Annotated in this window: 18 protein-coding genes and 1 pseudogene; 9 read left to right on the top strand and 10 right to left on the bottom strand. The window is 75.6% G+C overall.

All coding sequences use genetic code 11. From position 1 onward, the window contains the following. Positions 1 to 50 precede the first annotated feature (50 nt). On the top strand, positions 51 to 623 hold the full coding sequence (locus ACWGB8_RS32090) for a maleylpyruvate isomerase N-terminal domain-containing protein (protein ID WP_452217143.1): 573 nt from the start codon (positions 51 to 53) through the stop codon (positions 621 to 623). 45 nt (positions 624 to 668) lie between these two features. On the opposite strand, the gene ACWGB8_RS32085 is transcribed toward ACWGB8_RS32090, so the two are convergent. Together ACWGB8_RS32085 and ACWGB8_RS32080 are read right to left on the bottom strand one after the other, a co-directional pair. Beyond that, entirely contained in the window at positions 669 to 1,070 is a 402-nt protein-coding gene (locus ACWGB8_RS32085; RefSeq protein WP_452217141.1) for a VOC family protein, read from the bottom strand. Positions 1,071 to 1,180: 110 nt separating this feature from the next. After that, positions 1,181 to 1,675, bottom strand: a complete 495-nt coding sequence (locus ACWGB8_RS32080; protein WP_452217140.1) for a group II truncated hemoglobin — start codon at positions 1,673 to 1,675, stop codon at positions 1,181 to 1,183. 166 nt (positions 1,676 to 1,841) lie between these two features. On the opposite strand from ACWGB8_RS32080, the gene ACWGB8_RS32075 reads away from it, so the two are divergent. From ACWGB8_RS32075 to ACWGB8_RS32065, 3 genes are all read left to right on the top strand, one after another. Next, complete coding sequence (locus ACWGB8_RS32075) at positions 1,842 to 2,702, top strand: SDR family NAD(P)-dependent oxidoreductase (protein WP_452217139.1); 861 nt, start codon at positions 1,842 to 1,844, stop codon at positions 2,700 to 2,702. A 62-nt stretch (positions 2,703 to 2,764) separates the two neighbouring features. Then, entirely contained in the window at positions 2,765 to 3,115 is a 351-nt protein-coding gene (locus ACWGB8_RS32070) for a MerR family transcriptional regulator (protein ID WP_452217138.1), read from the top strand. A 136-nt stretch (positions 3,116 to 3,251) separates the two neighbouring features. Continuing rightward, the gene (locus ACWGB8_RS32065; protein ID WP_452217137.1) at positions 3,252 to 4,784 is read left to right on the top strand and encodes an AMP-binding protein; all 1,533 of its coding nucleotides are present in this window, start codon (positions 3,252 to 3,254) and stop codon (positions 4,782 to 4,784) included. Between the two features lie 38 nt (positions 4,785 to 4,822). On the opposite strand, the gene ACWGB8_RS32060 is transcribed toward ACWGB8_RS32065, so the two are convergent. Continuing rightward, the gene (locus ACWGB8_RS32060) at positions 4,823 to 5,758 is read right to left on the bottom strand and encodes a LuxR C-terminal-related transcriptional regulator (protein WP_452217136.1); all 936 of its coding nucleotides are present in this window, start codon (positions 5,756 to 5,758) and stop codon (positions 4,823 to 4,825) included. A 125-nt stretch (positions 5,759 to 5,883) separates the two neighbouring features. Here ACWGB8_RS32060 and ACWGB8_RS32055 point away from each other — a divergent pair, with 125 nt between their 5' ends. Beyond that, on the top strand, positions 5,884 to 6,681 hold the full coding sequence (locus ACWGB8_RS32055; RefSeq protein WP_452217135.1) for a TIGR03084 family metal-binding protein: 798 nt from the start codon (positions 5,884 to 5,886) through the stop codon (positions 6,679 to 6,681). A gap of 31 nt (positions 6,682 to 6,712) precedes the next feature. On the opposite strand, the gene ACWGB8_RS32050 is transcribed toward ACWGB8_RS32055, so the two are convergent. The 3 genes and pseudogenes from ACWGB8_RS32050 to ACWGB8_RS32040 form a co-directional block, all read right to left on the bottom strand. Further along, entirely contained in the window at positions 6,713 to 7,288 is a 576-nt protein-coding gene (locus ACWGB8_RS32050) for a DUF4232 domain-containing protein (protein ID WP_452217134.1), read from the bottom strand. Positions 7,289 to 7,960: 672 nt separating this feature from the next. Continuing rightward, a pseudogene (locus ACWGB8_RS32045) lies at positions 7,961 to 8,827 on the bottom strand (RNA polymerase sigma factor); the annotation flags it as partial. Between the two features lie 91 nt (positions 8,828 to 8,918). Then, positions 8,919 to 9,311, bottom strand: a complete 393-nt coding sequence (locus ACWGB8_RS32040) for a YciI family protein (RefSeq protein ID WP_452217142.1) — start codon at positions 9,309 to 9,311, stop codon at positions 8,919 to 8,921. A gap of 244 nt (positions 9,312 to 9,555) precedes the next feature. Here ACWGB8_RS32040 and ACWGB8_RS32035 point away from each other — a divergent pair, with 244 nt between their 5' ends. Further along, complete coding sequence (locus tag ACWGB8_RS32035; protein ID WP_452217133.1) at positions 9,556 to 10,485, top strand: oxygenase MpaB family protein; 930 nt, start codon at positions 9,556 to 9,558, stop codon at positions 10,483 to 10,485. A 38-nt stretch (positions 10,486 to 10,523) separates the two neighbouring features. Here ACWGB8_RS32035 and ACWGB8_RS32030 read toward each other — a convergent pair whose 3' ends face one another. After that, complete coding sequence (locus ACWGB8_RS32030; protein WP_452217132.1) at positions 10,524 to 11,861, bottom strand: MFS transporter; 1,338 nt, start codon at positions 11,859 to 11,861, stop codon at positions 10,524 to 10,526. 384 nt (positions 11,862 to 12,245) lie between these two features. On the opposite strand from ACWGB8_RS32030, the gene ACWGB8_RS32025 reads away from it, so the two are divergent. Beyond that, positions 12,246 to 13,277: an isopenicillin N synthase family dioxygenase gene (locus tag ACWGB8_RS32025; protein ID WP_452217131.1), complete on the top strand. Its 1,032-nt coding sequence runs from the start codon at positions 12,246 to 12,248 to the stop codon at positions 13,275 to 13,277. Between the two features lie 101 nt (positions 13,278 to 13,378). After that, positions 13,379 to 14,122, top strand: a complete 744-nt coding sequence (locus ACWGB8_RS32020; RefSeq protein ID WP_452217130.1) for a MerR family transcriptional regulator — start codon at positions 13,379 to 13,381, stop codon at positions 14,120 to 14,122. Between the two features lie 10 nt (positions 14,123 to 14,132). On the opposite strand, the gene ACWGB8_RS32015 is transcribed toward ACWGB8_RS32020, so the two are convergent. The 3 genes from ACWGB8_RS32015 to ACWGB8_RS32005 form a co-directional block, all read right to left on the bottom strand. Beyond that, positions 14,133 to 16,304, bottom strand: a complete 2,172-nt coding sequence (locus tag ACWGB8_RS32015; RefSeq protein WP_452217129.1) for a 3-hydroxyacyl-CoA dehydrogenase NAD-binding domain-containing protein — start codon at positions 16,302 to 16,304, stop codon at positions 14,133 to 14,135. A gap of 29 nt (positions 16,305 to 16,333) precedes the next feature. Then, positions 16,334 to 17,548, bottom strand: coding sequence for an acetyl-CoA C-acetyltransferase (locus ACWGB8_RS32010; RefSeq protein ID WP_452217128.1), 1,215 nt, complete (start codon positions 17,546 to 17,548; stop codon positions 16,334 to 16,336). Positions 17,549 to 17,666: 118 nt separating this feature from the next. Continuing rightward, on the bottom strand, positions 17,667 to 18,818 hold the full coding sequence (locus tag ACWGB8_RS32005; RefSeq protein WP_452217127.1) for a CaiB/BaiF CoA transferase family protein: 1,152 nt from the start codon (positions 18,816 to 18,818) through the stop codon (positions 17,667 to 17,669). Between the two features lie 397 nt (positions 18,819 to 19,215). Here ACWGB8_RS32005 and ACWGB8_RS32000 point away from each other — a divergent pair, with 397 nt between their 5' ends. Then, positions 19,216 to 20,217 (top strand): hypothetical protein, encoded by a 1,002-nt coding sequence (locus ACWGB8_RS32000; protein WP_452217126.1) that lies wholly within the window; start codon positions 19,216 to 19,218, stop codon positions 20,215 to 20,217. The last annotated feature ends 103 nt before the right edge of the window (positions 20,218 to 20,320 follow it).

The raw sequence follows: 20,320 nt of genomic DNA, 5'->3' as shown, positions 1-20,320 counted from the left end.
CCCCCGGGTCGTGCGCGCCCCGCCCCCGCGCGCGTAGGGTCCGGCACGTGATGAACGGTGACGACGTCCGGACCGCCCTGCACGAACTGCGGGACACCCTCGGCCCGCACACCGGCGACCCCGGCTGGGACGCCCCGGCCGGACCGCTGGAGTGGAGCTGCCGGGAGACCGCCGTCCACATCGCGCACGACCTGCTCGCGTACGCCGGGCAACTGGCCGCCCGACCCGCCCGCGCGTACCTGCCGTTCGACCTCACCGTGCAGCCCGCGGCCGACCCGGCGGAGGTACTGGAGGTGGTCGCGGCCTGCGGCGGACTGCTGGCCACCGCACTGGACGCCGCCCCGCCCGGACTGCGGGCCTGGCACTGGGGGCCGTGCGACCCGTCCGGCTTCGCCGCGATGGGCGTCGCCGAGATCCTGCTGCACACCCACGACATCGCGAACGGCCTCGGCCTGCGCCGCCTCCCGCCGGCCGGCCTCAGCGCGGCGGTGCTGGCCCGGCTGTTCCCCGACGCCCCGGACGGCGAGCCGGCCCGGGTGCTGCTCTGGTGCACCGGGCGGGCCGAACTCGGCGGCCGCCCGCGCCGGACCTCGTGGACCTGGCGGGCGGCCGTGGACGACTGAACGGCACCGGGTCGGACCGCGGCGCCGCTCGGGATCGGGCGGGTGTCAGAGGGCGGGCTCGGGCGACTGCTCGTGGGCCGTGCGCTCGGCGACGCTGCGCTCGACGCAGAACTCGTTGCCCTCGATGTCCAGCATGGTCACCCAGCCGCGGCCGTCGGGCGTGCGGTGGTCGCCGGAGATCGTGGCGCCCAGGGCGAGCAGGCGCTCCACCTCCTCGTCGCGGGTGCGGTCCTGCGGCTGGACGTCGAGGTGCACCCGGTTCTTCACGGTCTTGCCCTCGGGCACCCGGATGAACAGCAGCGCAGCCCCCTTGGACTCCACCAGCACCTCCGGGTCGCCCGGGAAGTCGTCCTCACCGAGCGAACCGTCCAGCACGCCGACCCAGAAGCCCGCGAGGCGGTAGGGGTCGGCGCAATCGATCGTCACATGTCGTACCAGAGAAGCCATGCACCCACTCTGACCTGCTTCTCCGACCCGGTCCAGTCCTTATCGGCGCGGGCCTGCGCCCGGCCGGGGCCCGGCCGGGCGCAGGAGGGGTCACCGCAGTCGCCGGCGGGTCACTGCAGGCCGTCCCAGCCCCAGCGGGGCGTCGGGCCCGGCTCGCCCAGGTCCTGGCCGACCGGACCGGCCGAGACGTCCTTCGCGATCCGGGTGCCCCACTCGAAGTACTCCAGCGCCCGGCGCCGCAGCAGGGCGTCGTCCGGCAGCTCCTTCTCGACGGCGGCGGTCATCAGCTCCACCCAGCGCCCGCGCTGCTCCTCGGTGATGGCGAGGCCCAGGTGCGCCCGGAGCAGGGCCTGGTGGCCGCCCAGTTCCTCGGTGAAGCGGGCCGGTCCGCCGAACACCTCGGCCAGCCAGACGGCCACGTGCTCGATGTGGGTGCGGGTGAAGTCGGCGAAGACCGGTGCCAGCACCGGATCGGCGAGCACCGCCTCGTAGAAGGTGTTGCCGAGCCGGCGGAGCACCTCGATGCCGCCGACGGCCTCGTAGAGGCTCTCGCGGCCGGTCGCGGCCCGGTCGTCGTCCGGTGCGTGGTTCTGTTCGTCGCTCATCGGTGGGCTCCCCGTGCGGTGGCGTTTCCCCCTTCCTACCAGCGGTCCGGGCGGCCGTCCGCCCCCGCGGGCGACTGTTCGCCGGAGGCTCAGCAACCGGAGCCGGACGTTCCCCGCGGACCGCGCTTGACCTTGACGCAGGCGGCAGGGTCGGAGAGTGGTGCGCATGAACACCTCCGCACAGCACCGCAGTTCCGCCCGCATCGACCTTCCCGCCGACGCCGCCGACCCGGCCGACGGCGCCACGGACCCGGCCGCCGACCCCGGCTCCGGCCCCGGCGGTGTCTCCCGGGTCGTCCTTGTCACCGGCGGCGGCACCGGTATCGGCCGGGCCACCGCGCACGCCTTCGCCGCCGAGGGCGCGCACGTCCGGGTGGTCGTGGTCGGGCGGCGGCCCGCACCGCTCGCCGCAACGGCCGCGGGCTGCGACCGGATCACCCCGCTCGCCGCCGACCTCACCGCGCCCGACGCCCCGCAGACCGTGATCGCCGCCGTCCTGGAGCGGTACGGGCGGCTCGACGTCCTGGTCAACAATGCCGGGATCGTCCGCAGCGCCCCGCTCGGCGCCCTCGACGCGCAGGACATCGCCGCGCAACTGGCCACCAACCTGACCGCGCCCGCCCTGCTGGTGCAGGCCGCGCTGCCCGCGCTGGAGGCGGCTCGCGGCGTGGTCGTCAACGTCACCACCTCGGTGGGCCAGCGCGCCTGGCCCGGCAATGCGCTCTATGCCGGGAGCAAGGCGGCCCTCGAAGTGGCCACCCGCAGCTGGGCGGTGGAGCTGGCACCGCGCGGTGTCCGGGTGGTCGCGGTCGCACCCGGAGCCGTGGACACCCCGATCGGCGAGCACTCCGGGCTGACCCCCGAGCAGTCCGCGGCCGTCCGGGCCTGGCAGCTCGCACACACCCCGCTCGGCCGGATCGGCCGCCCCGAGGAGGTCGCCTGGGCGATCGCCCGGCTGGCCTCCCCCGAGGCCTCGTTCGTCACCGGCGTAGTGTTGCCGGTGGACGGCGGTGCCGTCGTGGCGTGAGCGCCGCCGCGGCCCGGCGCCGGCGCGGCACACGGCCGCGCGGGCGGACAGGAGGGGGCCGGATGCGGATCGGCGAACTGGCAGCGGCGACCGGCTGCACGCCGCGCGCCCTGCGGCACTACGAGCAGGCCGGACTGGTCGACTCCGAGCGCGCCGCCAACGGCTACCGGGTGTACGGCGCGTCGGCGGTCGTCCGGGTCCGCAACATCCGCGGGCTGCTCGCGGCCGGGCTCACCCTGGACGACGTCCGGCACTTCCTGCCCTGCCTGGACGGCGACGTGCTCGGCGGGACGGCCTCGGCCGGCGCCCTGCAACTGGGCCGCGAGCGGCTGGCCGCACTGGAGCGCCGGATCGCCGAGCAGACCGCCGCCCGGGACCGGCTGGCCGCAGCGCTGGCACGGGTCGGCGGCTGAGCCCGGCGGACGCACCGGCCGCCCGGGGCCCGGGAGCACCCCGCACCGGGTGCGGACGGCCTCCGCACCGCCCCCGTCCGGGTGACACCCCCGATCGGGGGTGGGCAGCGGGCCGCCCGCGGAGGACAGTTGGCCCATGCAGATCCCACTCTCCGTGATGGACTTCCTCGACCGGGCCGAGCTGGTCTACGGCGACCGGGTCGGAATCGTCGACGAACCGGTGCAGCCGGCCGAATCCTGGGGCGACCTGACGTACCGCCGGATCGCCGAACTCGCCCGCGCCCAGGCCGCCGGGCTGGACCGGCTCGGCGTCGGGCCGGGCGAGCGGGTGGCCGTCGTCTCGCACAACTCGGCGCGCCTGATGACCTCGCTGTACGGCGTGAGCGGCCACGGCCGGGTGCTGGTGCCGGTGAACTTCCGGCTCAGGGCGGAGGAGGTGTCGTACATCGTCGAGCAGAGCGGCGCGTCCGTCCTGCTGATCGACCCCGAACTCGCCGAGCCACTGGCCGGGGTGGCCGCCGAGCACACCTTCGTCCTCGGCGCCGGGAGCGACCGGCTGCTGTACGACTTCGACAACGACCCGAAGCGGTACCCGATCGCCGAGTCGGACACCGCGACCATCAACTACACCAGCGGAACCACCGCCCGTCCCAAGGGCGTTCGGCTCACCCACCGCAACATCTGGCTGAACGCCGTCCTGATGGGCCTGCACTTCGGGGCGGGCGACCGGGACGTCTACCTGCACACCCTGCCGATGTTCCACGCCAACGGCTGGGGCCTGCCGTTCGCGCTGACCGGTCTCGGCGCCCGGCACATCGTGCTGCGCAAGGTAGACGGCGCGGAGATCCTGCGCCGGGTCGAGCAGCACGGCGTGACCTTCCTGTGCGGCGCGCCCGCGGTCATCCAGATGGTGCTGGACGCCGCCGCCGACTGGGACGGTCCGGTGCCCGGCCGCGACCGGGTGCGGATCATCGTGGCCGGCGCGCCGCCGCCGACCGCCGTGGTCGAGCGCATCGAGGCCGAACTCGGCTGGGAGTTCATGCAGATCTACGGCCTGACCGAGACCTCCCCGGTGGTGACGGTCAACCGCTCGCGCGCCGAATGGGACGGCCTCCCCGCCGCCGAGCGGGCCGAGAAGCTGGTGCAGGCCGGCGCGCCCGCCCTCGGCAACCAGGTGCGCGTCGACGAACAGGGCGAGGTGCTGGTGCGCTCCAACGTCGTCCTGGACGGCTACTGGGAGCAGCCGGAGGCGACGGCCGAGGCCGTCCGGGACGGCTGGTTCCACACCGGCGACGGCGGCGCCCTCACCGACGGCTACCTCTCCATCTCCGACCGGAAGAAGGACGTCATCATCAGCGGCGGCGAGAACGTCTCCTCGATCGAGGTGGAGGACTGCCTCTACGGGCACCCGGCGGTGGCCGAGGTCGCGGTCATCGGCGTCCCCGACGAGAAGTGGGGCGAGACGGTCAAGGCGCTCGTGGTGCTCAAGCCCGGCCGGACGGCCGACGAGGCGGAGCTGATCGCGCACTGCAAGCAGCGGCTCGCCGGCTACAAGTCGCCCACCTCGGTGGAGTTCCGGGAGACCCTGGCGCGGACGGCGACCGGCAAGCTGCAGAAGTTCCGGCTGCGCGAGCCGTACTGGCAGGGCCGCGAGCGCCGGGTCAACTAGGCCGGACAGGGCCTCAGGCAGCGGGCCGCGGAACCGGCTCAGAGGAGCCCGGACTCCCGGGCGGCGATGGCGAGTTCGGTCCGGTTGCGGACGCCGAGCTTGTGCATCGCGCTCTTCAGGTAGCCGGTCACCGTGTTGCAGGTGAGCCCGAGCCGGGCGGCGATCTCCGGGTTGGTCCGGCCGGTCGCCGCCCAGCGCACCACCTCGTGCTCGCGCCCGGTCAGCCGGGCCGCCGCTCTTCGGGGCGGCGGCGCCGCGGCGGGTCCGGTCCCGGGGCCGCCCGGCGGCGTGCGCCAGGCGGCGGCCCCGGCCAGCGCCGCGGTCGCCGCCGCGGCCAGCTCCCCCACCGCCGAGATCCGGACGTCGCCGAACGGCACGACCGCGCGCAGCGAGGCGTACACCACGCCGTGCACCTCCCCGTCGTGCAGCAGCGGCACGGTGAGCATGGCGTACAGGTCCTCGGCGGTCACCGCGGCGTCGTAGTGGTGCGAAATGGTCGTGGCGGCACGGTAGTCCGGCACCCAGGTCGGGGCGAGCTCCGCCAGCGCCCGGCCGCCGAGCCCGGTGCCGGCCGGTACGGCGAGGTCGTGCAGCAGGTCGGCCCTGGTCCCGGCCCAGTGACGCAGCACCATGCCGGGCGGGCGCCCGCCGCCGGAGCCGCCCCGGTCGTACTCGGGCACGCCGACCAGGCCCACGTCCATGCCGCAGTCGGCGACCACCCGGCGGGCGAGGTCGCCCAGTACGGCGGCCCGCACCAGCTCGGCGGCGCGGGCGGCGAGTTCCGCGGAGGCCCAGGGGTGCCGGGTGTCCGGGTGGAGGCCGCCCGGGTGGCGGGTGTCCGGGTGGCGGGTGTCCGGGCGCCTGGTCTCGGCACGCCGGTTGTCCGCAGGCCCGGCGTCCGCACGCCGGGCGTCCGGGGCAGGGGCGTGCCGTCGGGGAGCGTGCTGGGCGAGGGGGTCCGCGGCCCTGGTCATCGCGCGATTCTCACACGCGGCGGGCCGGACGGGGAGACTCCCGGCGTGTGTGTTCCGTGGACGTGCACGGCTGAACTAGGGTCGACCGGCGGAGCGCCCGGGCGGGTGCGGAGGAGGGGACCACGATGACCGACCTGAACGGCCTGCTGGCCGATCTCGCGGCCGAGAGCAGCGAGTTGGACGCCCTGGTGGCCGACCTGCCACCGGCGGGCTGGGCGACCGCCACCCCGGCCGAGGGCTGGACGGTCGCGCACCAGATCGCCCACCTGGCGTGGACGGACGACTGGACGGCGCTCGCCGCGCTCGCCCCGGAGGGCTTCCGCGAGCGGTTCCGGGAGCTCTACGAGGAACTGCTCGCGGGCGGGGTGGACCCGGTCGAGGAGGGCGCGGCAAGCGGCGCCGACAGCCCGCCCGCCGAACTGCTGGACCGCTGGCGGGCCGGGCGGGCCGAGGTGCTGGCCGCCCTGCGGGCCGCCCCCGCCGACGCCCGGCTGCCGTGGTTCGGCCCGCCGATGAAGCCCGCCTCGATGGCCACCGCCCGGCTGATGGAGACCTGGGCGCACGGGCAGGACGTCGCCGACGCCCTCGGCGCGGTCCGGGCCCCGACGGCCCGGCTGCGGCACATCGCGCACCTGGGGGTCCGGACGATCGGCTTCGCCTTCACCCTGCACGGGCAGCCGGCCCCGCAGTCACCGGTCCGGGTGGAACTCGCCGGCCCCGACGGGGAACTGTGGACCTGGGGCCCCGAGGACGCCCCGGACCGGATCACCGGACCGGCCCTCGACTTCTGCCTGCTGGTCACCCAGCGGCGCCACCGCGACGACCTCGCGCTGACCGCCTCGGGGGCGACGGCACTCGCCTGGCTCCCGATCGCCCAGGTCTTCGCGGGTGCACCCGGGAAGGGGCGGACGCCGTCGCCGTGAGCCCGCCCTCCCGGGGTCCCGGGGGCGGCTCTCAGCCGGTCGTCGGGTCCGGCTCCCATGCGCTGACGCCGAGCTTGCCGGTCGTCCCGAGGTCCAGCCAGAGCGGGACCTCGTGGCGGGCGGCACCGGTCGCCGGGGTGATCTCCAGGTAGCGGCCGTCATCGGGGACCTTGTCGCTCGCGGCGACGGTGTTGCGCCAGACCAGCCCGAAGCGGGCGGTCGCGCCGGGCTTCAGGGTGAACCTCTTCACCCCCGGGTCGAAGCTGGGCAGCACGGTGATGCCGGAGGTCCCCCGGCCGACGGCGATGTCCAGCGGCCGGTGCTCGCCGTCCAGCACCCGGACCGCGGGATAGCCGTCGAGGGTGAGAGGCTCGGTGCCGCAGTTGGTCAGCCGCACGGTGGTCGCCCGCAGCCCCATCGCGGCATTGGGCTCCTCGGTGCGCAGCAGCATCCCCGCGGGCGAACAGGTCGGCGGCGGCGCGGTCGGCGTGGGCGTCGGGCTCGGGTCGAACGTGGTCCCGGGCAGCGGCTGCGCGCTGACGGTGCCGGGCCCGGCGGTCGGCACCCCGCTCGGCCGCGGCGGCGCACCGCCCCCCGCCCCGGTCACCTGCGTACTCCCGCACCCCACGGCCAGGGCTGCGGCCGCGCACAGCACGGCGGCCCGACGGCCCGCACGGGCCCCTCGCGCTCCGGTCGGCGGTATCGACTCCATGCACCGATCATGACACGCACCGAACCGGCGCCCCGTCAGACCGTTCTCCTCCGCCGCCCACCGCGACCCCGACCGGGCCGGCCGACCCGGCGTCAGGGGTTACGCGCCGGGCGGGGCCGGGGGCTTTCGAGTGGGGGTGCTCAGGTGACGGGGTGCTCAGGTGGGGGGTGGTTCGGTGAGTCGGGCGGCGCGGAGGAGGAGGTGGTGGCGTTCGGGGAGGCTGGCGGTGTGGCGGGCGGCGGTGCGGTAGTCGGCGGCGGCGGCCTCGCGGTGGCCGGCCAGGGCGTGGAGGTGGGCGCGGACGGCGTACCGGCCGTGGTGGTCGGCGAGGGCGGGGACGGTCTCCAGCAGGGCGAGGCCCGCCTCGGGGCCGTGGACCATGGCGGTGGCGACGGCCCGGTTGAGGGCGACCAGCGGGTTGTCGGTGATGCGCTCCAGGACGCCGTAGAGGGCGAGGATCTGCGGCCAGTCGGTGTCCTCGGCCGTGGCGGCCTCGTCGTGGACGGCCGCGACGGCCGCCTGCACCTGGTACGGGCCGACCGGGCCGGCCGGGAGCGCGGCGGTGATCAGGGCGGTGCCCTCGGCGACGGCGGCGGCGTCCCAGCGGCTGCGGTCCTGCTCGGCGAGCGGGACGAGGGCGCCGTCCGGGGTGGTGCGGGCCGGACTGCGGGCTTCGGTGAGCAGCATCAGGGCGAGCAGGCCGGTCACCTCGCTGTCGTCCGGGAGCAGAGCGTGAACGGCGCGGGTGAGGCGGATCGCCTCGCGGGAGAGTTCGACCCGCTGCAGCTCGGGCCCGGCCCCGGAGGCGTACCCCTCGGTGAAGATCAGGTAGAGCACGTGCAGCACCGCGTCCAGCCGGGCCGGCCACTCTTCGGCGTCGGGCATCCGGAACGGTACGCCGGACGCCCTGATCCGCTGCTTGGCCCGGCTGATCCGCTGGCCCATGGTGGCCTCGGGCACCAGGAAGGCGCGGGCGATCTCGCCGGTGGTCAGGCCGCCCACGCTGCGGAGGGTGAGGGCGATCGCCGAGGCGGGGGTCAGTGCGGGGTGGCAGCAGAGGAAGAGCAGGGCGAGGGTGTCGTCGCGGGCGGCCGGGTCGTCCTCGTCGGCGGGCGGGGCGGCGAGCCGGTCGGCCGGGACCTGGGCGGCCACCAGCTCCTCGCGGCGGCGCCGGGCCGCTTCGCTGCGGACCTGCTCGGTCATCCGGCGGTTGGCGACCTGGACGAGCCAGCCCCGCGGGTTGCGGGGCAGGCCCTCCGCGGGCCACTGGCGGGCGGCGTCGAGCAGGGCCTCCTGGACGGCGTCCTCGGCGGTGGCGAAGTCGCCGTAGCGGCGGGTGAGCACGCCGACGACCTGCGGCGCGAGGGTGCGCAGCAGGTCGTCGAGGCGGCCGGGGCCGTCGGGGTGGTCGGCGTCGGCGTCGTCCGGGCTCACGCCGGGCCCCGCCGCCCGCCGACGGGACGGCGGGCGGTCACGGCTCGGCGGGCGGCCAGAGGCCCACGGGCGGTCACAACGCGACGGGCGGTCACAGCTCGGTGGGCGGTGCCGACATCACCTGGCGCACCTCGATCGGCATGTGCAGCGGCTCGCCGCCGGGGCCGGGGGCGGCGGAGACGCCGGCGGCGATCGCGATCGCCCGGCGCTCGTCCTCGCAGTCCACGATCCACCAGCCGGCCACCCACTCCTTGGTCTCCGGGAACGGGCCCTCGGTGACCACCGGCGCTCCCCCGCTGTGCGAGCGGACGATGCGGGCGGTGTCGGGCATCGCCAGGCCCTGGGCGTCGACCAGTTCGCCGGAGCGGACGAGCTCGTCGTTGGTCTCCTGCATGAACCGGATGTGGGCCTGGATCTCCTCCGGCTTCCAGGTGTCGATGCGGGGGAAGTCGGCGGTCTTCTCGCTGAACTGCATCAGCAGCATGTACTTCACGGTCCTGCTCCTCGCTCGTGCGGTGCGCCCCCGGTGGGACGCTCTCACGGGTGGGTAGAAGCACGCCCGGCGATTTCGACATCCGCGGCGGGGATTCCGCGGGAAATCTCCGGGGATCTTCGGGGGCCCGGCCCGGATCGTCGGAACGAGTCTGCGGGAACGGCCCGCGGGAGGGCGTGAGGCGGCGCCGCTGCGGCGTTGACCGGCTCCGGGCCGGAGCCTAGGGTCTGCACCCGTGGAGCGATACGACTGGTTGAAGCGGATTCAGCGGATGGACCCGGAGACGGAGTTCACCGAGATCTACCGGATCAGCAGCTGGTACGAGTTCCCCTGGGACACCACCCAGGCGCTGAGCTTCGCCCTGTACCGCACCTACGCCGTACCGAGCATCGGCCGCCTGCTGGCGCAGACCGGGGAGTTCACCCGGCGCGCGCAGAAGCGGTACGACGACACCGTGCTGATCCTGGAGGCCGTCGTCGAGCACGGCTTCGCCTCGGAGCAGGGGCGGGAGGCGATCCGGCGGATGAACCAGATGCACAAGCGGTACGACATCTCGAACGACGACTTCCTGTACGTGCTGTCGACCTTCGTCGTCGTCCCCAAGCGCTGGCTGGACGACTACGGCTGGCGCCCGTACTCGCCGCACGAGGTGCGCGCCACCACCAACTACTACCGGGAGTTGGGCCGCCACATGGGGCTGCGCGGGATCCCGGGGACGTACGAGGAGTTCGAGCGGCTGCTCGACGATTACGAGCGCGCCCACTTCGGCTTCGACCCGGGGGGCCGCGAGGTCTCCGACGCGACGCTCGGGCTGATGGCCTCCTGGTACCCGGCGCCGGCCCGGCCGGCCATGCGGACCTCCTCGGTCTGCCTGCTGGACGACCCGCTGCGCGAGGCGTTCGGCTACCCGAGCCCGCCGGCCGTGCTGCGCCGGGCCGTCCGCGGCGGGATGCGGCTGCGCGGGCGGCTCGTCCGGCTGCTGCCGCCGCGCCGCAAGCCGTTCCTGGCGCGGGACGGCCGGCAGGTGCGCGGCTACCCGGGCGGGTACCGGATCGGCGAGCTGGGCACCTTCGGGCCCTCGGACGGCACTCAGGACGGCGCTGCGGGCGGGGCCTCGGCCGGGGGCTGCCCGTTCCCGCACCCGCCGGGCCCCCGGCCGGAGTGACCGGTCCCGCGGAGGCCCTGTCCGGCCGAGCGGGCTGATCAGCGGCGGGCCGGCGACTCCCCGTGTGCGGCCGGGACCGCCTCCGACGAGTCGGCGTCCGACGGGACGGCTTCCGACCGCCCGGAGCCCGCCGGGGCGTCCTGCACCGGCTCGGGGAGGTTCCGGCGGCGGCGCAGCGGCGAGAACTGGACGGGCAGCGAGGCCGCCGCCAGCAGGACGCCGCCGAGCCAGAGCGCGGGGTGCAGTCCGACGAGTTCGCCGAGCAGTCCGGCCAGGGCGGCGCCGATCGCCATGGCGCCGGTGAGCAGGAACCGGAAGGTGGCGTTCATCCGGCCGAGCAGGGCGTCGGGGGTCATCCGCTGGCGCAGGCTGACGCCGATGACGTTGTCCATGCCGGTCTTGAAGGACGTCAGCAGCCAGCCGAGTCCGGCGAGGTACAGCCAGGGGCCGCCGCCGATCAGCGGGACGAGCAGTCCGGCGGGTGCAGCGCAGAGGCCGGCCAGGCCGAGCAGGCGGCCGTGGCCGAACCGGGCGGCGGCCGGTCCGGCGCAGCGGGAGCCGAGCAGGACGCCGAGGCCGCCGATCGCCCAGAACAGGCCGAGGGCGCCGGCGGACAGCTGCAGTTCGCGGATGAACAGCACCGGGAGCAGGGTGTTGACGATCTGGTAGCCGAGATTGGTGAGCGCGGCGGTGAGGGCGAGGGCGCGCAGCTCGGGGTTGCCGAGGACGTGCCGCAGGCCTTCGGCGATCCGGGTGGTGAGGCGGGGGACCGCGCCCTCGGGGGCCGGGGGTGCGGGGGTGTGCCGCAGGGCGAGCAGGCGCAGGGCGGAGCCGAGGTGGCTGAGCGCGGTGGCGGCGACGGCGACGGGTGCGGTGAGCAGGTGGACGAGTGCGCCGCCGAGGCCGCGGCCGGCGATGTTGCCGACGGCCATCAGGCCCACCACGGCGGCGTTGGCCTGCACCAGGTGCGCGGGGCCGACGACGCGGGGCAGGACGCTCTGGGTGGCGACGTCGAAGAAGACGGTGGCGCAGCCGCTCAGCAGGGTGACGGCGTAGAGCTGGCCGAGGGTGAGCGCGTCCAGCCACCAGGCGATCGGGATGGAGGCGTACAGGGCGGCCTTGGCGAGGTCGGCGGTGATGAGCACCCGGCGGTGGCGCATCCGGTCGACCCAGGCGCCGGCGGGGAGGCCGATGAGCAGGAACGCCAGGGTGCTGAGGGTGGCGAGCGCTCCGACCTGGCCGGGTCCGGCGTCCAGGGCGGCGACGGCGACCAGCGGGACGGCGAGGTAGGCCGTGTTGGTGCCGAGCTGGACCAGGGCGGCGGCGCCGAAGAGGGTGCGGAAGTCCTTGAGTCGCCAGAGGGAGTCGGAGCGCATGGTCGTGATCATGTCGTGCGGGCGGTGCCGCGGGCCATCGGGTTTCCGGGCCGCACAGGCCGCACGCGCCGCACACGGGCCTCACCCGGGCCTCACGGGCCGCGGACCGGGGAGGGGGTCGCCGGGCGGTGCGAAGGTCATCTAGGCTGGTCACGTGCTCATACTCGTCAGCCGTCGCCACGTGGACCTGCTCCGCGTCACGAGCATGTCCTGTCGACGCTCCGGCTGACCCTCCCGTACAAAACCACCCTCCTGCGCGACCCGTCTCTCCCGGGCGCGCTCCCCCCTCCCGGCTCTCGGGGCGTCCGCCACACCCGGCGCGGCCCCGGCGCCCCTCCGGCCACCGCCGGAGCCGGCCGGGACGACACCACGGCGGATGCACCCATGACGCAGCAGCACCCCTCCCAGGACGCCGGACTCCCGGTGATCGACCTCTCCCTCGCCTCCGGCAGCCCGGCGGACCGGGCCCGGCTGCACGCCGAGCTGCGGGCCGCGGCCACCGAGGTCGGTTTCTTCCAGCTGGTCGGCCACGGCATCACCCCCGCCGAGACCACCGCGCTCACGGACGCGATGAAGGCGTTCTTCTCCCTCCCCGAGGCCGAGCGGCTCGCCGTGAGCAACCTGAACTCCCCGCACTACCGCGGTTACACCCGTACCGGCGACGAGCGCACCGGCGGCAGCCGGGACTGGCGCGACCAGCTGGACATCGGCGCCGAACTGCCCGCGCACGTGCCCGGTCCGGGCGAGCCGCCGTACTGGTGGCTGGAGGGGCCCAACCAGTGGCCCGCGGCGCTCCCGGAGCTGCGGACGGCGGCGCTCGGCTGGATCGACCGGCTCGGCGGGGTCGCCGAGCGGCTGCTGCACGAGCTGCTGACCGCGATCGGCGCGCCCGCCGACTTCTACGACTACGCCTTCGCGGGCCACCCGCACCTGCGGCTCAAGCTGGTCCGCTACCCGGGGACGGCCCCGGACGGCGCCGGGCAGGGCGTCGGTTCGCACAAGGACTACGGCTTCATCACACTGCTGCTGCAGGACACCGTGGGCGGCCTCCAGGTGGAGCGCCCGGACGGCTCGTACCTGGAGGTGCCGCCGATGGCGGGCGCCTTCGTGGTCAACCTGGGCGAGCTGCTGGAGGTGGCGACCGACGGCTACCTGAAGGCCACCAGCCACCGGGTGGTCAGCCCGGCCGGGGCCCGCGAGCGCTTCTCGGTGCCGTTCTTCTACAACCCGCGGCTGGACGCGCACATCGAGCCGCTGGACTTCCCGCTGGCCCACCACGCGCCCGGGGCGACCGAGGACCCGGCCAATCCGCTGTTCGCGGAGTTCGGTTCGAACGAGTGGAAGGGGTACACCCGGGCCCATCCGGAGGTCACCCGCCGCCACCACGCCGATCTGGTGGAGTCCGGCTCCCGCTGACACCCCTCCCGCCCGGGTCCGGTCCGTGGTGGACCGGCCCCGAGGCGCACTGTCACACTGGTGGTGTCACAGTGGTGGTGCGACAGCGGTGGAGGCGCCGGGTGGGAGCGGGAGCGGCGGCCGAGCGGCTGACGGTGGACGAACTGGCGGCGCGTGCCGGGATCACCGTGCGGACCCTGCGGTTCTACGGCACCAAGGGCCTGCTGCCGCCCCCGGAGCTGGGGCCCCGCCGGGTCGGGCTGTACGGGCCGGAGCACCTGGAGCGCCTGGAGCTGATCGAGGAGCTGCAGCGGCAGGGCCTGACGCTGGCCGCGATCGAGCGGTACCTGGCCCGGCTGCCGCACGGCAGCAGCCCGCTGGACCTGGCGATCCACCGGGCGCTGGTGGCGTCCTGGACCCCGGAGGCCGCCGAGCAGGCGACCCGCGCGCAGCTGGAGCGGCGGGCCGGGCGGGCGCTGTCCGAGGAGCAGCTGGACCGGCTGACCGCGATGGGCGCGCTGGAGCGGACGGCCGACCCGGAGGTGTTCCGGGTCGACCCGGGGCTGCTGCCGCTGGGCGTGCGGGTGCTGGACGTGCCGATCCCGCTGGAGACGCTGCTGGCGGCCCGGGCCGTGGTGCTGGAGCACAGCCGGGCGACCGCCCACGCGCTGCAGCGGCTGTTCCGCGAAACGGTCTGGGGGCCCTACCTGGAGAGCGCCCCCGGCCCGGACGAGCTGGAGCGGATGAAGGGGCTCACCGACCACATCCAACCGATGGTCGCGCAGGCTCTGGTGACGGCCTTTCAGCGCTCGCTGCGGGAGGAGCTGGGCGGGGCCACCGGTCCGGCGGCGGCCCCGCCCGGCTGAGCCGCCCCGGTCAGTCGGTGAAGGTGCGGCCCTCGGCGGCGACCCGCTCCAGCAGGGCGGGCGGCGCGAACCGCTCCCCGTACGCGGCGGCCAGTTCGCGGGCGCGGGCGGCGAACCCGGCCGGGCCGCCCGGGTAGCCGTTGACGTACTGCAGCACGCCGCCGGTCCAGGCGGGGAAGCCGATGCCGAGGATCGAGCCCACGTTGGCGTCGGCGACCGAGCTGAGGACGCCCTCCTCCAGGCAGCGCACGGTGTCCAGCGCCTCGGCGAAGAGCATCCGCTCCTTGAGGTCCTCGAACGGGATCTCGGTGCCGGGCCGGGTGAAGTGCTCGCGCAGGCCCGGCCAGAGGCGGCCGCGGGTGCCGTCCTCGGCGTACTCGTAGAAGCCGGCGCCGCCGCTGCGGCCGGTGCGGCCGAACTCGTCGACCATCCGGTCCAGGACCGCGTCGCCCGGGTGTGCGCTCCAGCTGCCGCCGGCCTCCTCGGTCGCGCGCCGGGCCTCGTCGCGGATCCGGCGGGGCAGGGTGAGGGTCAGCTCGTCCAGCAGCGAGAGCACCTTGGCGGGGTAGCCGGCCTGGGCGGCGGCCTGCTCGACGGAGGACGGCTCGACGCCCTCGCCGATCATGGCGACGCCCTCGTTGATGAAGCGGCCGATCACCCGGGAGGTGAAGAAGCCCCGGGAGTCGTTGACCACGATCGGCGTCCGGTCGATCTGGCGGACCAGGTCGAAGGCGCGGGCGAGGGCCTCGTCGCCGGTCTCCGGGCCGCGGATGATCTCCACCAGCTTCATCCTGTCGACCGGCGAGAAGAAGTGCAGGCCGATGAAGTCGGCGCGGCGCTCGACGCCCTCGGCGAGCAGGCCGATCGGCAGCGTGGAGGTGTTGGAGCAGAGCAGCGCGTCGGGCGCGACGACGGCCTGGACCTCCTGGAAGACCTTGTGCTTGAGCTCGGGGTTCTCGAAGACCGCCTCGATCACGGCGTCGCAGCCGGCCAGGTCGGCGGCGTCCGCGGTCGGGGTGATCCGGGCGAGCAGGGCGTCGCGCTGCTCGGGGGTGCTGCGGCCGCGGGCCACCGCCTTCTCCAGCAGCCCGGCCGAGTACGCCTTGCCGCGCTCGGCGGCCTCCACGGTGACGTCCTTGAGCAGCACCTCGATGCCGGCCCTGGCGCAGGTGTACGCGATGCCGGCGCCCATCATGCCCGCGCCGAGCACGGCGACCCGCCGCACCTGCCGCTTGGGGACGTCCTTGGGGCGGCCGGCGCCCGAGTTGACGGCCTGGAGGTCGTAGAAGAGCCCCTGGATCATGTTGGTGCTGGTCTGCCCGCAGGCCAGCTCGGTGAAGTAGCGGGCCTCGATCACCATCGCGGTGTCGACGTCGACCTGGGCGCCCTCCACGGCGGCGGCGAGGATGTTGCGCGGGGCCGGGTAGGGCGCGCCGGCCAGCTGCTTGCGCAGGTTGGCCGGGAAGGCGGGCAGGTTGGCGGCGAGCGCCGGGGTGGCCGGGGTGCCGCCGGGGATCCGGTACCCCTTGACGTCCCAGGGCTGGACCGGGGCCGGGTTGTCCGCGATCCAGGCGCGGGCCCGCTCGGCCAGCTCCTCGGGCGTGCCGGCGAGCTCGTGGACGAGCCCGTGCTCCAGGGCCTGCGCGGGCCGGTACTGGCGGCCCTGCAGCAGGAACTTCAGCAGGGCGTCGGCGAGGCCGAACAGCCGCACCGTGCGCACCACCCCGCCGCCGCCGGGGAGCAGCCCGAGGGTGACCTCGGGCAGGCCGAGCCGGCTGCCGGACGCGTCGAGGGCGATCCGGTGGTGGCAGGCGAGGGCGAGCTCCAGGCCGCCGCCGAGGGCGCTGCCGTTGATCGCGGCGACCACCGGCTTACCGAGGGTCTCCAGCCGGCGCAGCGCGCGCTTGATCCGGAGGGACTTGTCGAAGACCGCGGCGGCGTCCTCGGGGCGGGCGGCGGAGAGCAGCCGGAGGTCGCCGCCGGCGAAGAAGGTCTTCTTGGCGGAGGTGACGACCACCCCGCGCAGTTCGTCGCCCAGGCCGGCCAGGCGGTCGACGACGGCCGTGAAGTCGGCGGTGAACGCCTCGTTCATGGTGTTGACGGACTGGCCGGGGTCGTCGAGGACGAGGGTGACCACGCCGTCCTGGTCCTGCTCCCAGCGGATGGTGGTGATGTCGCTCATGGGTTCGGGTCTCCGGGAGTGAGGGGTGGTCAGATGCGCTCGACGACGGTCGCGATGCCCATGCCGCCGCCGACGCAGAGGGTGGCCAGGCCGTAGCGCAGGTCGCGGCGCTCCAGCTCGTCGATCAGGGTGCCGAGGATCATCGCGCCGGTCGCGCCGAGCGGGTGCCCGAGCGCGATGGCGCCGCCGTTGACGTTCACCTGGTCGTGGCTGAAGCCCATCTCCCGGACGAAGCGCAGCGCGACGGCGGCGAAGGCCTCGTTGATCTCGACCAGGTCGATGTCGGCGGCGGTCAGCCCGGCCTTGGCGAGCGCCTTGCGGGTGGCCGGGGCGGGGCCGGTCAGCATGATGGTGGGCTCCGAGCCGGAGACCGCGGCGGAGACGATCCGGGCCCGCGGGCGCAGCCCGTACCGCTCGCCGACCTCGCGGTTGCCGATGGCGACCAGGGCGGCGCCGTCCACGATGCCGGAGGAGTTGCCGGCGTGGTGGACGTGGTCGATGGCCTCCACCCAGTGGTACTTCTGCAGGGCGACCGCGTCGAAGCCGCCGGCCTCGCCGATCCCGGCGAAGGAGGGCTTGAGGGCGGCCAGGGTCTCCACGGTGGTGCCGGGGCGGATGAACTCGTCGCGGTCCAGCACGACCAGGCCGTTGCGGTCGCGCACCGGGACGACCGAGCGGTCGAAGAGGCCGTCGGCCTGGGCCTTGGCGGCGCGGGCCTGGGACTCGGCGGCGAAGGCGTCCACGTCGGTGCGGCGGTAGCCCTCGACGGTGGCGATCAGGTCGGCGCCGATGCCCTGGGGGACGAACCAGCCCTCGTAGTTGGTCATCGGGTCCATCGCCCAGGCGCCGCCGTCGGAGCCCATCCGCACCCGGGACATCGACTCGACGCCGCCGGCCAGGACGAGGTCCTCCCAGCCCGAGCGGACCTTGGCGGCGGCCAGGTTGACGGCTTCGAGACCGGACGCGCAGAACCGGTTCTCCTGGACGCCGGCGACGGTGTCGGGCAGCCCGGCCGTGATCGCGGCGATCCGGGCGATGTCGGAGCCCTGGTCGCCGATCGGGCTGACCACGCCGAGCACGATGTCGTCCACCGCGGCCGGGTCCAGGTCGGGGAAGCGGCGACGCAGTTCGTGGATCAGGCCGACGACCAGGTCGATCGGCTTGGTGCCGTGGAGGGAGCCGTTGGCCTTGCCGCGGCCGCGCGGGGTGCGGATCGCGTCGTAGACGTACGCTTCGGTGGTCACGGTGGGGAGCCTTTCGCGGGTGTGTCCGGGGTTCGTCGGGGTCGGGCGGTCGGGCGGGGCGTCGGGGTCGGACGTGTGGGGCGGTCGGGCGGGGCGGACGGTTGCGTCGGGGCCGGGGTCAGGGGGCCGCCGGGCCCGGGTCCAGGGCGGGCAGGCCCCAGTCGCGGGCGATCTCGGCGGTGTCGGCGCCCGGCCGCGCGGGCGGGCGGCGCAGCGTGCCCGGGGTGGCGGAGAAGCGCGGGGCCGGGGCGGGCTGGGTGATGCCGCCCTCCTCGACGTAGGTGGCGCGGGCCGCCAGATGCGGATGGGCGGCGGCCTGGCGCATCGACAGCACCGGCTCCACGCAGGCGTCCGAGCCGGCGAAGACCGCCTCCCACTCGGCGCGGGTCCGGGTGGCGAAGCGGGCCGCGATCATCGCCCGCAGTTCGGGCCAGCGGGCGGTGTCGTACTGGGCGGGGGCGTCCGGCTCCAGCTCCAGCAGCCGGGTGAACTCGGCGTAGAACTGCGGCTCCAGCGCCCCCACCGCGAGGTGGCCGCCGTCGGAGGCCGCGTACACGGCGTAGCAGGGCGCGGCGCCGTCCAGCAGGTTGCTGCCGCGGCGGTCCTGCCACTGCCCGGCGGCGAGCAGCCCCCACAGCATCGAGCCGAGGTGGGCGGCGCCGTCCACGATGGCGGCGTCGACGACCTGGCCGGTGCCGGTGGCGCGGGCGTGGTGCAGCGCCGCGAGCAGCCCGACGACCAGGTAGAGCGAGCCGCCGGCGTAGTCGCCGAGCAGGTTGGCGGGGACGGCGGGCGGCTCCGCGGCGCTCGGCCCGACCATGCCGAGGACCCCGGCCACGGCCGTGTACCCGATGTCGTGGCCGGCCCGGGCGGCCAGCGGGCCGTGCTGGCCCCAGCCGGTCATCCGCCCGTACACCAGCGCCGGGTTGCGGGCCAGGCACGCCGCGGGGCCGACCCCGAGGCGTTCGGCGACGCCGGGGCGGTAGCCCTCGATCAGCAGGTGGGCCCGCTCGACCAGGTCGAGCACCAGGCCGGGGCCTTCGGGGGCCTTGAGGTCGACCAGCACCGAGCGCTTGTTGCGGTTGGTGAGGTCGTACGCCGGGTCGATGCCCAGCGGCGAGGGGTCCGGCCGGTCGACCCGCACCACGTCGGCGCCGAGGTCCGCCAGCAGCATCCCGGCGAACGGCCCGGGCCCGATCCCCGCGAGCTCGACCACCCGCACCCCGGCGAGTGGCCCGGCCGGTGGCTCGGGGCCGGTCGTGGCGTTCATCTGCTGCCCCCTGCATCGGTATGACAGTGAAGCTGTAACACCCGCGATGATAGGCAAGCGACTCGCCGGTAACAAGGGGGTCGCGCCGCCGCTGCAGGCGCCCGCGAGCGGGGCTCGACGGCCGGCACCGGCGCCGTCCCACCCCGTACGACCAGGCGTCCCGCCCCTCCCCTCCCCGTACGGCCGGGCCGTCCCATCCCGCACCGCCCCGTACGGCGAGGCGTCCCGCCCCGTACGGCGAGGGGCCGGCTTCCCCGTGCGACCGGGGCGGGCGGGCCTCCCCCTGGGCCGCCCCTCCCCGAGGAGGAGGACACCCCGGAGCGCTCCCCCGGCCGGGGGAGCCGGATCCTGTGCCCGGCCGATCCCCCGAGCCCGGCCCCGACGCCAGGGTGGGCGCATGACGAGGACGACACGGGCCGGACGGCTGCGGACCGGCATCGCGGTGGTGGGCGTGGCCGCGACGGTGCCCTACCTGGTGCTCAAGACGCTCTGGCTGACCGGGCACCCGGTCGGCGTGGACGACCCCGCACAGCTGGACGACCTCCGGCTGGTGAACCTGCTGACCGTCGGGATGGACGCGGTGTCCGTCCTGCTCTCGCTGACCTTCGTCCGGCCGTGGGGCCTGCGGGTGCGGGCCGGGTGGCCGGCTTTCCCGATGTGGGTGGGGACCGGCCTGCTCGGGACCATCCTGGTGGCGCTCCCGCTGTTCCTGCTCAGCCTGGCGGTCCTCGGCCCACCCGCCCCCGACCCCGACCAGGACGCCCCGGCGGGCTGGGTCTTCCCCCTGGTGTACGGCGGCTTCGCCGTCCAGGGCACCGCCCTGATCGCCGGCTTCCTGCTGTACGCCCCGGAGCGCTGGCCGTGGCTGCGGCACGCCCGGATCGGCGACCTGCCCGGCTCCGCCACGCTCGGCGTCCAGCGCGCGCTGGCCGGAGCCGCGGTCGTCCCCGCCCTCGGGGTGGCCGCGGCGCACGGGTACTGGCTCTGCGGCGGCACCGCGGGCCTGCCGACGGACTGGACCTCGCAGTCGAACCGGGGCGTGGCCGTGATGGACGGGGTGACGGCCGTGATGGCGCTCGCCGCCGCGGGGGCGCTGCTGGTGCTGGTGTGGCGGCGGTTCCCGCGGCGCGGGCTGCGAGTGCCGCTGGCCGCGGCGTGGACGGCCTCCGGCTCGCTGTTCGGCTGGGGCGCCTGGCAGCTCGTCGCGCACGGGACCACCACCGCCGTCACCGACGCCGGGCGGGCCCTGCCGGGGCTGCTGGTCGTGGTGCAGTCGCTGCAGGTGGTGACGGGTCTGCTGGTGTTCGTCGTCGGGGCCTTCGCGCTGGCGGAGCGGGCGGCCCCGGCGGCACCTCGGGGCGGGCCGGGCGCCCGGCCTGACGTAGAGTCGGCCGCGTGAACACGGGGGCTGCGGGGGCGGCGGACACGGCGGCGGCTGCGGCTGCGGGACCGGCGGGGACGGCCGGGGCGGCGCAGGCCGATAGGGCGGCGCGGGCCGACGG

This window comes from Kitasatospora sp. NPDC054939, assembly GCF_053610105.1.
Note: the sequence above shows the minus strand (reverse complement) of the source record. Positions and strands in the feature narration are given on the sequence as shown.